The following is a 12,971-nucleotide window of genomic DNA, read 5'->3' as shown; positions in this document are numbered from 1 at the left end:
GCCATGGAGGACAACATGCGTCTGCAGCACATCTTGATCCCCGCCGCGCTCGTTTCGCTGGTCGCGGCTTCAGCCTATTCGGAAGAGACCGACCGCTACCGCCTGGAAAAGTCCAATAACGGCTTTGTCCGTATCGATACGCAGACCGGCGCCATGTCGATCTGCGAGGAACGCTCCGGCCAACTCGTCTGCAAGATGGCGGCCGACGAACGCGCTGCTTTCCAGGACGAGGTCGACCGTCTCCAGACCTCGATGAAGGCGATGGACGAGCGCGTCACCAAGCTCGAGAATTCGCTCTCCGCCCGCCTCGAATCGAAACTGCCGAGCGAGGAGGATTTCAACAAGACCATGAGCTACATGGAGCGCTTCCTGCGCGGCTTCATGGGCATCGTCAAGGATATGGACAAGGACGACGGCGCTCAGAAGACCTGAGCGCTTCAACCAGGGGAGGCGGCGCGCTGGCTTTGCCGCTTGAAAACAGCGCGCAGCCCCTCATAATCGTCCAATTGAACCCGAAAAGCCAAAAATCATCGGGGATTTGGGGAGGGACATTTGCCGGCAGGCTATTCTTTCGTCATCGCCGACGATCACCCGCTGTTTCGCGGTGCGCTGCGCGAAGCGCTCGCCGGCATCGGCAACGTCGCCGCCATCCATGAAGCCGGCGATTTCGAGAGCGCCAAGGCGCTGGTCGTGGCCAACGAGGACGTCGATCTGGTGCTGCTCGACCTGTCGATGCCGGGCGCCAGCGGCCTGTCCGGCCTGGTCTCGCTGCGTGGCATCCATCCGGCGGTGCCGTTGGTCGTGGTGTCGGCGCATGACGATCCGGCGACCATCAGGCGGGCGCTCGATCTCGGCGCTTCCGGCTTTATCTCCAAGTCGGCCAGCATGGAGGAGATCCGCAGTGCGGTGCAATCGGTGCTTGCCGGCGACATCGCAGCACCAGCCGGCGTCGATCTCGGCATCGAGCGCGATCCCGAAATATCGGACCTCATCAAGCGGCTGCAGGCTCTGACGCCGCAGCAGACACGGGTGCTGGGCATGCTGGCCGAGGGCCTGCTCAACAAGCAGATCGCCTATGAACTCGGTGTATCGGAGGCTACCATCAAGGCGCATGTCTCCGCCATCCTGCAGAAGCTCGGCGTCGACAGCCGCACGCAGGCGGTGATCCTGTTGTCCAAGATCGGCAGCGACCCGCTGCAGCCGGCGGGTTGATCGCCAGGGCGCCTGTTCAATCAGAATAGTGTTCAATCAGAGCACTGAACCTCCGTCCGCCGCACCGGCCGGCCGTTGAAGCTTGCGAAACTGATGGCGGCCATGATCCAGACGCCGATCCCGCCATAGAGCATGACCCAGCCAAAGCCGTTGCGCAGCGCATCCTGGGCGACGGTCCCGGCGAGCCCGGAGATGGGGTTTCCAGCAGCGATAGCTTCGGCGAGAAGACGCAATTGGGCAGCGTCGAGGTCGGGCAGCGCATGCCCGAGATGCGCCAGCACACCGCTGGCCAGGATGAAGCCCATCACCGCGATGTTCAACGCCAATGAAACCATGCGCGCGCTCATGTCGATGCCGGAGGCCATGCCGGCGCGATCGCTCGAAACGGAACCCGTCGTCGTGTTGGTGACAGGTGTGTTGGTTATTCCCAGACCCATCCCCGCGATCAGGCAGCCGGGCAGCATCGTCAGCCAGTCCGGTTGCGCGGCGGCGCTGCCGAATTTCATCAGGATGAACCCGACGCCGATGATGACGAGGCCCGCCGGAATGATGATGCCGGGCCGATAACGCAGCGAAAAGCGCTCTGCCAACGGCGGCAGCACAAGCGTCGGCAGCGTGTAGGCAAGCAGGGCAAGGCCGGTGGAGACGGTGTCATAGCCGAGCCCGGCGTGGAACCAGATCGGCAGGTAGATCATGAAAGGCCAATAGCTGAGGTTCATCGCGGCAGAGCCGACGACGGCGCCCGAAAAGGGCCGGATTCGGAAGACCGAGAAATCGAACATCGGCCGCTGGCTGACCTTCTCGGCAATGAGGAAGGCGATGAAGCTCACTATCGAGATACCGAGGATCGCCAGCGCGGCAGGGCTGGAGAAACCCAGATCCGGCCCCTGGATGATGTAGAAAACGAGGCAGAAAACCGACGGCGACAGCGTCAGGATGCCTGCTACGTCGAGCTTGCCCGCCTGTGGATCCTTCGATTCGTGGACGCCCATCAGAGCGAGGGCGAACGCCAGCGCCGCAACCGGCACGTGGACAAGAAACACCCATTGCCAGCTCGATACCGCGACGATGCCGCCGCCGATGATGGGGCCGAAGCCGAGGCCGGTGCCGAAGATGACGCCCCACCAGCCCCATGCGACGGCGCGTTCGCGCCCTTCCCGGAATTCATGCGACAGCACGGCAAGCTGGCAGATCAGCATCGCACCGCCGCTCAGGCCCTGCAGAAACCGGGCGACGATGAGCGTGGAGACGCTTTCGGCGACGCCGCAGATCAGTGATGTCAGGCCGAAGGCGGCGATGGCGACCAGAAAGACACGCTTGCGCCCGTAACGATCGGCGATCGTGCCGACCGCCATCAGCACCGTCGTGACCGCAATCGTATAGGCGTTCATCACCCATTGCAGTTGCTTGAAGTCGGCGTGCAGCACCTGCTCCAGTGTCGGCAGGATCGCGGGAACGCTTGAAATCTCCAGGCCGAACATCAGGCACGCCAGGCAGGCGGCAAACAGAACGACGATGCCTCGGCGGGTCACTACAGTGGGCATGATTCAACCTTTCGAACGTATTTGTCGGCAATCGGCGAATCCATTGCAGCTCGCCCGGTGCGCGTATGGCCCAGGGTAGGCGAGGCTTGATCATATTAGAATTGCATGGTTGGCTATTTCAGAGACAACAAGTGCGGATAGCTGACATGACGCTGGACGTAGACGCTGTGAAAACATTCGTCGCCATCGCCGATCTTCAGAGCTTTACGCGTGCGGCCGAGGCTCTTGGCAGCACGCAAGGGGCAATCAGCGTGAAGCTGAAGCGGCTGGAAGAGCGCGTCGGCCAGAAATTGATCGAGCGCACGCCCCGGCTGGTGCGCTTGTCGGCGCAGGGCGCGGTGTTTCTCCAGCCCGCACGCGACTTCCTCGCGGCACACGATCGCGCCATTGCCAGCCTGTCTTCGGTGCGCCGCCGCTTCACACTGGGCATCGCCACCCATGTCGGAGGCGCGGAAGTCCCGACATTGCTGGCGCGGCTCAATGCGCATGACCCGGCGCTCACCATCGAAGTGCGGCTCGATGATTCGCGCGACCTGCTGGACGCTTTCGATCGCGGTGAGATCGACGCGGCGATCATCCGCCGGGAGGACGACCGGCGCGATGGTGAAGTGCTGGCGCCCGAACATTTCGGCTGGTACGCCGCGCCCGGCTTCGTCCACCAGGCCGACGAGCCGCTGCGCCTGGCGGCATCCTCGCCATCCTGCGGTATTCGTAACATCACCACCCGCGCGCTCGACGCTGTCGGAATACCATGGACGGAGGTGTTCCTCGGCTGCGGCTCCTTCGCCGTTGCCGAAGCCGTCTCGGCCGGCCTCGCAGCCTCGGTATTTTCCTGCCGGCTTGCCCCGTCCGGCACCATCGAGGTCAGCCGGAAATTCGGGCTGCCGGCGCTGCCGCCTTCCGAGATCGTGCTGCTTTCGACGCTGACGGACGCCAAGTCCCGCGAGGCGCTGAGGTCGCTTGCAATGGCCTTTCGCGAGCATCGTCCGCCTGTGGCTGGCAATGCCGGACGGCTCCGGTTCCGCAGTTCCCAGATGGTCGACGGCCCGGCCTAGAGCAATTCTTGGAAAAGTGTGAAGCGGTTTTCCGTCTAGAATTGCGTTAAAACAAAGAGTTAGAGCAGATCGCCGTTCCGTGAAACGGTGAAATGCTCTAGGACTTCCCCTCGGACACCAAGGGCTGAGACCGAGCGCCTTTGATGCTATTCGGCCGCCGGTGCCAGCGGCCTGACCCTGGCCATCATCGAGCGCAGCACCGCTGGTTTGAGCGGTTTGTTGATCACCGCAATCTCGAGCCCGCCGGCGGCCGTGCGCACCTCATTGGAGCGGTCTGCGGTGACCAGCACGGCCGGCAGGGTGTCGCCATGGAGCGCGCGCAGCCTGACGATGATATCAAGACCGGTTTCGCCGTCGAGATGGTAGTCGGCAAGGACGATGTCCGGGCGGTGTGTCACCACGCTTTCCAGATCCTTTGAACCGGACACGGTGTCGACATTGCAACCCCAGCCTTCGAGCAGGAGCCGCATGCCTTCGAGGATGCGGGCGTCGTTGTCGATGCACAGCACGTGCAGCCCGGCCAGCGAAGCCGTCGCGCGGGCAGGAACCCTGGCGTCGATTTCGCGCCGCGGCTCCTGCACGGCCGCCACGGGCAGGATGACGGAGAAGCGCGTGCCCTTGCCAGGGTTGGAAAAGATCCGGATCTCCAGCCGCAGCACTCGGGCGATGCGGTCGACGATGGAGAGGCCGAGACCGAGGCCCTCGGCCTCGCGCGCGCCCTCGTCGAGCCGGGTGAATTCGCGAAAGACGGTGTTCAGCTTGTCGCCGGCGATGCCGATGCCGGTGTCGATCACCTGGATTTCGGCCATATCGCCGCGCCGCCTGACGCCAACCAGCACGCGGCCGCGGCGCGTGTATTTGATGGCGTTGGATACGAGATTCTGGATCAGGCGGCGCAGCAGATTGCGGTCCGTCGTCACTGTCAGCGATGACGGCATGATGGTCAGCGCGAGCTTCTTCTCGGCGGCCAGCGGCCGGAAGTCGTTGCCGATCTGGCGCAGCAATCCGTCGAGGTTGAAGGCGGTATCGTCCGGCTTCATCGCGCCGGCGTCGAGGCGGGAGATGTCGAGCACGGCGCCGAGAATCGTCTCGACCGATTCCAGCGAGGATTCGATGTTCACGGCGGCCTTGCCGGCAGGCCCTTTGCCGGCCTTTTCGATCAGCGAGGAGCAATAGAGCCGGGCGGCGTTGAGCGGCTGCAGGATGTCGTGGCCGGCGGCGGCGAGAAAGCGCGTCTTGCCGAGATTGGCCTCCTCGGCCAGCATCTGCGCCTGCGCCAGCTCCTCATTGACCCGGGTCAACTCCTCGTTGACCCGGGTCAGTTCGATGGTGCGGGTCTTGACGCGCTGCTCCAGCGATTCATTGGCACGCTTCAGCGCCAGATCCTGTTCCACGCGCCCGGAAATGTCGGCATAGGTGGCGACGATGCCGCCGTCCGGCATCGGGTTGGAGCGCAGTTCCAGGATGCGGCCCGAGGTTTTCAGTTCCATCTGCCATGGGCTGACGAAACTGGTCAGCCGGTTGAGCATGGCCACACGCTGATCGGCGGGGATGTCGCCGCGTTCGGCGAGATGGCGCAGGATGCGGTCGAGCGAGACGCCGACCTGGCCCATCTCGTCGGGCAGGTCGAACAGCGCTCGGTACTGGCGGTTCCAGCAGATCAGGCGGAAATCGCGGTCGAAGACGGTGATGCCCTGTTCCATCTGGTCGAGCGCGATCTGCAACAGGTCGCGGTTGTGCTGCAGCGCCTCGGTGGCGTCGTCGAGCAAGCGGAAGGCATCTCGGGATTCGCGGTCGTGGCGCCGAAACAGCAGCGACAGGATCAGCCGCGCCGACGAGGAGCCGACGGCGCTGGCGAGCAATTGCTCGGAGAAGCGGATGACGTCCATGCTCGCCTGCTCATTGCCGTGCAGCGAGGTTCCGTTGGTTTTTTCGAACGACTGGAAGGAGCGCTCGGTGCGCTCCACGCCGAGATAGCGCCCGATCGTGTCCTTGAGGTCGTTGACGGTGATGGCGGTGCGGAAGCGGCGCAGGCTTGGCATCGGGCCGGCATCGCGCGGCACGAAGATCGACGCCTGGATGCGTTCCAGCGGCACCGATGCCCGCGACAGCGAACCGAGCACGAAGAACACCGCGTTGAGCGACAGGCTCCACAGCACGCCGTGGTTCAGCGGTTCGGCGACGGTGCCGAACAGGGCCTGCGGCCGCAAGGCCTCGAAGCCGAACAGCCCATGCACGATGATGCCGGTATCAGGGGCGGCAAGCGACGGAAACAGCAGCGTATAGCCCCAGACGAGGATGCCGGCGACCATGCCGAGTGCCGCACCCCGGCCGTTGGCGCCGCGCCAGATCAGCCCGCCGATCAGGGCGGGCGCGAACTGGGCGATGGCCGCGAACGACATCAGGCCGATCGACGATAGTCGCGCGCTGTCGGTGCTCTCGCGGTAGTAGAGGAAGGCGATGAACAAGAGGATGAAGATCGCCCCGCGCCGCACATTGAGGATGAGCGTCGACCAGTCCTCGGTCTCGGAGGTCGAGGTCTTGAGCAGGCGGCGCACGAACAATGGAATGACGAGGTCGTTGGAGATCATGATCGACAGCGCCACGCTTTCGACGATCACCATCGCCGTCGCCGCCGACAGGCCGCCGATGAAAGCCGCCATCGCCAGCACATCATGGCCGCTGAACAGGGGCAGCGACAGCACGTAGAGATCGCTGCTGGTTCCGGTGCCGACCAGCGAAAGGCCGGCGAAGGCGATCGGCAGCACGAACAGGTTGATCGCCACGAGGTAGAGCGGGAACACCCATGTCGCGGTGCGCAGTTCGGCCTCGCCGCGGTTCTCGACGATGGTGACGTAGAACTGCCGCGGCAGCATGATGATGGCAAAGCCGCTGAGGCACGTCAGCACCAGCCAGGTGGCGAGCGAAGTGTTGTAGCTCATCGCCTGGCGGACCTGCGCGTTCTCAGCGAGCTTGTCGAACATGTCGGCCGGGCCGCCGAAGATCAGGAAGGTGACCATCAGACCGATCGCCAGGAAGGCGGCGAGCTTGACCACGGTTTCGACCGCCACCGCCAGCACCAGCCCGTCCTGGTGTTCGGTGGCGTCGGCGTGACGGGTTCCAAACAGCACCGCAAACAGCGCCAGGAGCATGGCGACGACCAGCGAGATGTCGCTGACGAAGGGATCGAACGAAGGCGGCGATCCCGTATAGTGCTCGACCATCAGGCTGACCGAACCGGAGATCGCCTTCAACTGCAGCGCGATATAGGGGACCGCGCCGATGGTGGCGATCAGCGTGGCGATCGCCGCGACGGTGAAACTCTTGCCGTAGCGCGCGCCGAGGAAATCCGCGATTGAGGTGATCTTCTCGGTCTTGGCCAGCCGCACGATGCGGTTGAGCAGCGGGAAGCCGAACACGAAGACGAGCACCGGGCCCGTATAGATGCCGAGGAATTCGAGGCCGCGTTCGGAAGAGAGACCGACCGAGCCGAAGAAAGTCCAGGATGTGCAGTAGATAGCGAGGCTGAGTGCGTAGATGAAAGGCCGCCCCCGGCTCGGCTCGGAGATGGCCGAGCGGCGGTCGCCGAGGCTGGCGATGGCAAACAGCAGCGTCACATAGGCGACCGCGATGATGACGATGAACAAGCCCTGCACGCTTGGACTTTCCTCCTCTGCCGTCTTTCTATCCGGCTTGCCCGGACGCAATCACAGCTTGGCGTCCGAGTCCATTGCAGAGCTGCATAGGACGGTTCTCAGGCCGGCGCGTCGGTGTCGATGTCGTTATGGTGAAGATCGCCGCTGGGCGCCGTGGAAGATGCGGCCGACAATGATCTCCTCCGAACCCATACGATAGAGGATGATGTGCTTGCCATGGACGAACTGATGGGTCCTGCCTTCATAGAGCCTGCCCATATTCGGGTAATCGCCGAGCAATTCAAACACCGCGTCGAGTTCACGCAGATACTTTTCGGCCTGAGTGTGGCCGAAGTTTTCGAAGATGTGTCGGTAAATGTCTTTCAGATCGCGTTCGGCGCGATGCGTTATCCTATGGCGCATGCGGGAATTCGGCACGCGCTTCCCGAATAATGTCGTCGATAGACTTGTCGCTGACGGGGCTCTCAAAACCTTCGTCGATGGCCGCCTGAATCGCTTTCCGCTTCTCATCGGGCGAAAGCGCGTCGAACCAATCGCGCTGCTCCTTTGTCGGAGCCGCCCACGGGTAAACGTCAATGCTGATGGTTTCGAGCATGTTCATGAGAATATTATAGGCGAAAACGCCTATGATTGCCAGAAATTCAACGCTGCTCCTGCCGAACCGTGGGTCTCGAACAACTGGACCGGGGTCGGTCTTGGCGAGCAACCTAGCCGGCTCCCGGTAAGGAGAAACCGGTTGCTTTCTCCTTTTTGCCGATGTTGCGTCAGGAGGTTTTTGTTATGTTGTCTCAGGTCGATGTCGCAAGGACGGAAACGGCAGCTCGGCCAGTCACGACAAGGAGGGTCGAATGCTGAAAGAATTCCAGGAATTCATTTCCAAGGGTAATGTGATGGACCTTGCGGTCGGCGTCATCATCGGCGCGGCCTTCGGCAAGATCGTCGATTCCCTTGTCAACGACATCATCATGCCGATCGTCGGTGCGATTTTCGGCGGATTGGACTTCAACAACTATTTCTTCGGATTGTCCTCAGCCGTCAACGCGACCTCGCTGGCCGATGCCAAGAAGCAGGGCGCGGTCTTTGCCTATGGCAGCTTCATCACCGTGGCGCTGAACTTCCTCATCCTCGCTTTCATCATCTTCCTGATGGTCAAGGCGGTGAACAACATGCGCAAGCGGCTTGAGCGCGAGAAGCCCGCTGCGCCGGCCGCTCCGCCGCCCGCCGACGTCGCGCTGCTCACTGAAATTCGCGATCTGCTCGCCAGGCGCTGACCACGGGCGGCATTTGCTGGACCAAAACCCCGGTCGTTCGCGGCCGGGGTTTTCTGTTTTCGCATCTGGTAAGGACCGCTGACGAAAACCGCAGACCAAAACGGACCCGCCAATGACCCTGATCGACAGCTTGCGCACCGAGGCCCGTGCGGCACCCGAAAGCGGCATCGTCGCCGTCGTCAATTACGGCCGCCTGCGCGAAGGCATGATTCCGCTCTGGGCCGGCGAGGGCGACCTGCCGACGCCAGCCTTCATCACCGATGCCGCGTCGAAGGCGCTGGCCGGCGGCGAGACATTCTACACCTGGCAAAGGGGCATCCCCGATCTCAGGCAGGCGCTCTCCCGCTACTATGCCAGGCATTTCGGCAAGACCTTCCCGGAGGAAGAATTCATCGTCACCGGCTCCGGCATGCATGCCATCCAGCTGGCGCTCGACGCGCTCGCCGGCGCGGGCGACGAGGTGGTTTATCTGTCGCCGGCCTGGCCGAATTTCGATGCCGCGGCAGCGATAGCGGGAGCCGTTCCGGTGGCGGTCACGCTCGATCATTCCGGCAATGGCTGGTCCTGCGACGTCGAGAAGATCGCGGCGGCGATCACGCCGCGCACAAAGGCGCTGTTCATCAACACGCCGTCGAACCCGACCGGCTGGACCGCCGATCATGAGACCTTGCAGGCCATCCTCGATCTGGCGCGCGCGAAAAATCTGTGGATCATCGCGGACGAGATCTATTCGCTTTTCCACTATGGCCATGGCCGCGCGCCGTCCTTCCTCGACATCGCGTCGGCGGAAGACTGCATCCTGTACGTCAATTCCTTCTCCAAGAACTGGGCGATGACCGGCTGGCGTGTCGGCTGGATCAAGACGCATCCGAGCTTGCAGCAGGTGTTCGAGAACCTGATCCAGTATTCGAACTCCGGCGTCGCCCAGTTCATGCAGCGCGGCGCGGCCGCCGCCCTTGACGGGGGCGATGCCTTCGTTGCCGAACAGGTGGAGCGGGCGCGCAAGGCGCGCGACCTTGTCTGCGGCATCCTCGGCGCCACCGGCCGCGCTGAGTTTACGGTGCCGCAGGGCGCGTTCTATCTGTTTTTCACTGTCGACGGCATCACCGATTCACGCACCGCTGCCTTCGACATTGTCGACAAGGCCAATGTCGGCCTGGCGCCAGGCACGGCTTTCGGCCCCGGCGGCGAGGCGTTTTTGCGGTTGTGTTTCCACCGCCGCCTCGACCAGGTCGAGGAAGCGGCGCACCGGCTGGCAAATTGGATGAAGGCAGTTTGAGGATTGGGCTGGACAGGAAAGCCGCGCGTTTGAAGATTCTGGACCGCCTCACTCTTCGGCCGCAGTAACGGCATGGATCCTAGGGTCTGCGCCGCGTCGCTTCGCTCCTTGCTCCGCCCTAGGATGACGAAGAGAAAGATGCCTCGGCCAACCTCGAAGGTCGGCCATTGCTACGATGCCAGACTCCAACTCTGTGACTAGCCAGAAGCCCCCACGCTTCGTCATCCTAGGGCGTAGCAGTCGCGAAGCGACGTCGCGGAGACCCTAGGATCCATGCCGTGACGTCGGAGCGTCGCGGCGTTGGAAGCAATCGACAGGCGCAACCAGCAACGGCTTCAGCCGCCTGACTTGGGGACCAGCAGGGGAATGATGCGGTCGCTTTTGGCCACCGAAGGCCGCCCGGCGGAGCCATAGGGGATGCCGAGCGCATCCCAGGTCTCGACCAGCGCATCCTGCAATTCGGCGATCAGCGCATCGGAATGGAACGGCGTCGGCGTGATGCGCAGCCGCTCGGTGCCGCGCGGCACGGTCGGGTAGTTGATCGGCTGGATGTAGATGCCGTGCACGCCGAGCAGGCGGTCGCTGGCCATCTTGCAGGCCTCGGGATCGCCGACCAGAAGCGGCACGATGTGGGTCGGCGAGTCCATCACCGGCAGGCCGGCGGCCGACAGGATCTGCTTGGTTCGGCTCGCCTGCTGCTGCTGGGCGTCGCGCTCGGCCTGCGAGCGCTTGAGATGGCGGATCGACGCGGTCGCGGCAGCCGCGATCGCCGGCGGCAGTGCCGTGGTGAAGATGAAGCCCGGCGCATAGGAACGCACGGCGTCGATCACGGCGCTGGTGCCGGTGATATAGCCGCCCAGCGTGCCGAATGCCTTGGCCAGCGTGCCTTCGATGATGTCGATGCGGTCGGCCAGGCCTTCGCGCTCGGTGATGCCGCCGCCGCGCGGCCCGTACATGCCGACGGCATGGACCTCGTCGATATAGGTCATGGCGTTGTAGCGCTCGGCGAGCTCGACGATCTCTTTGATCGGCGCGATGTCGCCATCCATCGAATAGACGCTTTCGAAGACGATCAGTTTGGCGCGTTCGCGCCCCGCCGCCTGCAAAAGGCCTTCCAGATGCGCGACATCATTGTGGCGGAAGATCTTCTTCTCGGCGCCGGAACGCCGTACGCCTTCGATCATCGAGGCGTGGTTCAATTCGTCCGAGATGATCAGGCAGTTGGGCAAAAGCTTCGCGATGGTCGAGATCGAGGCCTCGTTGGAGACGAAACCGGAGGTGAAGACCAGTGCCGCTTCCTTGTCGTGCAGGTCGGCAAGCTCCACCTCGAGTTCGACCAGCGGGTTCGAGGTGCCGGAAATGTTGCGGGTGCCGCCGGCGCCCGAACCCATCTTGCCAGCGGTATTCTGGAACGCGGCGATGACGTCGGGATGCTGGCCCATGCCGAGATAGTCGTTGGAGCACCAGACGGTGATTTCCTCGGCGCGGCCATTGGAACGCCAGATGGCGCGCGGGAACTTGCCCGCGATCCGCTCCAGGTCGGCGAAAACGCGGTAGCGACGCTCGGCATGGAGCTGGTCGATCGCTTCCTCGAAGAACCGCTGATAGTTCATATAGGCTTCCCAATTTTTGCGCGGGATCATAATCATTGGCCTGTTGGTCGTCCACCTGGCCTTTTTGGTCAAAATGCCACGCCCCGGACCTGTTCCTAACGATCACGGATCGTGGCCTATTCCCTTGATGTGGATCAACTTTGTTTCAGGACGATGCCACTGGCCGGCGATGCCGGTTACCACGGGTTTCAATGGTCATGCGGCGGGCTTTCCAGTAGAGCGGGGGTTGAGACAGTTTCCGATAAATCTTGGATAAGCGAGGACGCGGATGACGGTTTTGGTTACAGGCGGCGCCGGTTACATCGGCAGCCACATGGTCTGGGAGTTGCTTGATGCCGGCGAGGGCGTGGTCGTCCTCGATCGCCTTTCCACCGGTTTCGAATGGGCGGTGGCGCCCGAGGCAAGGCTGGTCGTCGGCGACGTTGCCGACCGGGAATTGGTCGGCTCGGTCATCAGGGAGAACAAGGTCGACGCGATCATTCATTTCGCCGGCTCGATCGTGGTTCCGGAATCGGTCGCCGACCCCCTCAGCTACTACGAGAACAACACCTCGAAGACGCGCACGCTGATCGAAACCGCGGTGCGCGAAGGCGTGCCCAATTTCATTTTTTCATCGACCGCCGCCGTCTATGGCGGGGCCGGGCTGGAGCCGGTGCGCGAGGACGCCCGCCTGTCGCCGGAATCGCCATATGGCCTGTCCAAGCTGATGAGTGAGTGGATGCTGCGCGACGCGTCGATCGCGCATGGCCTGCGCTATACCGCGCTGCGCTACTTCAACGTCGCCGGCGCCGACCCGAAGGGCCGCACCGGCCAGTCGACGCCGGGCGCAACCCATCTGATCAAGGTCGCCTGCGAGACGGCACTTGGCAAGCGGCCGTTCATGCAGGTGTTCGGCACCGATTATCCGACGCCGGACGGCACCTGCATGCGCGACTACATCCATGTCAGCGACCTGGCGGCGGCGCATCGCCTGGCCTTGCAGCGGCTGCGTGCCGGGGGACAAAGCCTCGTCGCCAATTGCGGCTACAGCCATGGCTACTCGGTGCTCGAGGTCATCGACAGCGTGCGCCGCGCCTTCGGCCATGATTTCGAGGTGAAGATGGGCGACCGTCGTCCTGGCGATGCCGCGGCGGTGGTTGCCAATTCGGATCTCGCCCGCGCCGAGCTCGGCTGGACCCCGCAACGCGACGATCTCGACCAGATCGTCGCCGACGCGCTCGCCTGGGAGCGCATCCTGACCGGCAAGAACTCCGCGCGCGGCTGAGCCGGGTTCTCCCAAGGGCTCGCAAGGCGGGCAGCGAAGCGCTATTGAAGGCGTTCGCGGCAAGGCGCGGAGGCGTC

Annotated in this window: 11 protein-coding genes; 6 read left to right on the top strand and 5 right to left on the bottom strand. The window is 63.4% G+C overall.

Going from position 1 to position 12,971, the window contains the following annotated elements:
* Nucleotides 1-15 precede the first annotated feature (15 nt).
* Together EOB80_RS27070 and EOB80_RS27065 are read left to right on the top strand one after the other, a co-directional pair.
* Nucleotides 16-432: a hypothetical protein gene (locus tag EOB80_RS27070; protein WP_127330874.1), complete on the top strand. Its 417-nt coding sequence runs from the start codon at nt 16-18 to the stop codon at nt 430-432.
* A 120-nt stretch (nt 433-552) separates the two neighbouring features.
* The gene (locus EOB80_RS27065; RefSeq protein WP_023813893.1) at nt 553-1,212 is read left to right on the top strand and encodes a response regulator transcription factor; all 660 of its coding nucleotides are present in this window, start codon (nt 553-555) and stop codon (nt 1,210-1,212) included.
* A 32-nt stretch (nt 1,213-1,244) separates the two neighbouring features.
* On the opposite strand, the gene EOB80_RS27060 is transcribed toward EOB80_RS27065, so the two are convergent.
* Nucleotides 1,245-2,756 carry an MFS transporter gene (locus EOB80_RS27060; protein WP_127330872.1) on the bottom strand — a complete coding sequence of 504 codons (1,512 nt, stop codon included), beginning with the start codon at nt 2,754-2,756 and terminating at the stop codon, nt 1,245-1,247.
* Nucleotides 2,757-2,902: 146 nt separating this feature from the next.
* Between EOB80_RS27060 and EOB80_RS27055 the strand changes: the two genes are divergently transcribed.
* Nucleotides 2,903-3,811: a LysR family transcriptional regulator gene (locus EOB80_RS27055; protein ID WP_164762733.1), complete on the top strand. Its 909-nt coding sequence runs from the start codon at nt 2,903-2,905 to the stop codon at nt 3,809-3,811.
* Between the two features lie 146 nt (nt 3,812-3,957).
* Here EOB80_RS27055 and EOB80_RS27050 read toward each other — a convergent pair whose 3' ends face one another.
* The 3 genes from EOB80_RS27050 to EOB80_RS27040 all read right to left on the bottom strand — a co-directional run bounded on the left by EOB80_RS27050 (nt 3,958) and on the right by EOB80_RS27040 (nt 8,173).
* Entirely contained in the window at nt 3,958-7,467 is a 3,510-nt protein-coding gene (locus tag EOB80_RS27050; protein ID WP_127330870.1) for a PAS domain-containing hybrid sensor histidine kinase/response regulator, read from the bottom strand.
* A gap of 126 nt (nt 7,468-7,593) precedes the next feature.
* On the bottom strand, nt 7,594-7,869 hold the full coding sequence (locus EOB80_RS27045) for a type II toxin-antitoxin system RelE/ParE family toxin (RefSeq protein WP_127330868.1): 276 nt from the start codon (nt 7,867-7,869) through the stop codon (nt 7,594-7,596).
* Nucleotides 7,859-8,173 (bottom strand): hypothetical protein, encoded by a 315-nt coding sequence (locus EOB80_RS27040; protein WP_127330866.1) that lies wholly within the window; start codon nt 8,171-8,173, stop codon nt 7,859-7,861. The genes EOB80_RS27045 and EOB80_RS27040 overlap by 11 nt, the downstream gene beginning before the upstream one ends.
* Before the next feature lie 142 nt (nt 8,174-8,315).
* On the opposite strand from EOB80_RS27040, the gene mscL reads away from it, so the two are divergent.
* Together mscL and EOB80_RS27030 are read left to right on the top strand one after the other, a co-directional pair.
* On the top strand, nt 8,316-8,738 hold the full coding sequence (gene mscL, locus EOB80_RS27035) for a large conductance mechanosensitive channel protein MscL (RefSeq protein ID WP_027038576.1): 423 nt from the start codon (nt 8,316-8,318) through the stop codon (nt 8,736-8,738).
* Between the two features lie 112 nt (nt 8,739-8,850).
* Entirely contained in the window at nt 8,851-10,017 is a 1,167-nt protein-coding gene (locus EOB80_RS27030; RefSeq protein ID WP_127330864.1) for a pyridoxal phosphate-dependent aminotransferase, read from the top strand.
* A gap of 335 nt (nt 10,018-10,352) precedes the next feature.
* On the opposite strand, the gene hemA is transcribed toward EOB80_RS27030, so the two are convergent.
* The gene (hemA, locus tag EOB80_RS27025) at nt 10,353-11,630 is read right to left on the bottom strand and encodes a 5-aminolevulinate synthase (protein ID WP_127330862.1); all 1,278 of its coding nucleotides are present in this window, start codon (nt 11,628-11,630) and stop codon (nt 10,353-10,355) included.
* A 268-nt stretch (nt 11,631-11,898) separates the two neighbouring features.
* On the opposite strand from hemA, the gene galE reads away from it, so the two are divergent.
* Nucleotides 11,899-12,894 (top strand): UDP-glucose 4-epimerase GalE, encoded by a 996-nt coding sequence (gene galE, locus EOB80_RS27020; protein WP_127330860.1) that lies wholly within the window; start codon nt 11,899-11,901, stop codon nt 12,892-12,894.
* The last annotated feature ends 77 nt before the right edge of the window (nt 12,895-12,971 follow it).

The organism is Mesorhizobium sp. M7A.F.Ca.MR.245.00.0.0, assembly GCF_003997415.1.
Taxonomy (GTDB): domain Bacteria; phylum Pseudomonadota; class Alphaproteobacteria; order Rhizobiales; family Rhizobiaceae; genus Mesorhizobium.
This window is presented reverse-complemented; position numbering and strand designations above follow the sequence as displayed.

What these genes read in the sequence shown, in the direction of transcription:
- hemA (WP_127330862.1), bottom strand. Translation starts at nt 11,630, where the DNA reads ATGAACTATCAGCGGTTCTTCGAGGAAGCGATCGACCAGCTCCATGCC.
- EOB80_RS27045 (WP_127330868.1), bottom strand. Translation starts at nt 7,869, where the DNA reads ATGCGCCATAGGATAACGCATCGCGCCGAACGCGATCTGAAAGACATT.
- galE (WP_127330860.1), top strand. Translation starts at nt 11,899, where the DNA reads ATGACGGTTTTGGTTACAGGCGGCGCCGGTTACATCGGCAGCCACATG.
- EOB80_RS27030 (WP_127330864.1), top strand. Translation starts at nt 8,851, where the DNA reads ATGACCCTGATCGACAGCTTGCGCACCGAGGCCCGTGCGGCACCCGAA.
- mscL (WP_027038576.1), top strand. Translation starts at nt 8,316, where the DNA reads ATGCTGAAAGAATTCCAGGAATTCATTTCCAAGGGTAATGTGATGGAC.
- EOB80_RS27060 (WP_127330872.1), bottom strand. Translation starts at nt 2,756, where the DNA reads ATGCCCACTGTAGTGACCCGCCGAGGCATCGTCGTTCTGTTTGCCGCC.
- EOB80_RS27070 (WP_127330874.1), top strand. Translation starts at nt 16, where the DNA reads ATGCGTCTGCAGCACATCTTGATCCCCGCCGCGCTCGTTTCGCTGGTC.
- EOB80_RS27055 (WP_164762733.1), top strand. Translation starts at nt 2,903, where the DNA reads ATGACGCTGGACGTAGACGCTGTGAAAACATTCGTCGCCATCGCCGAT.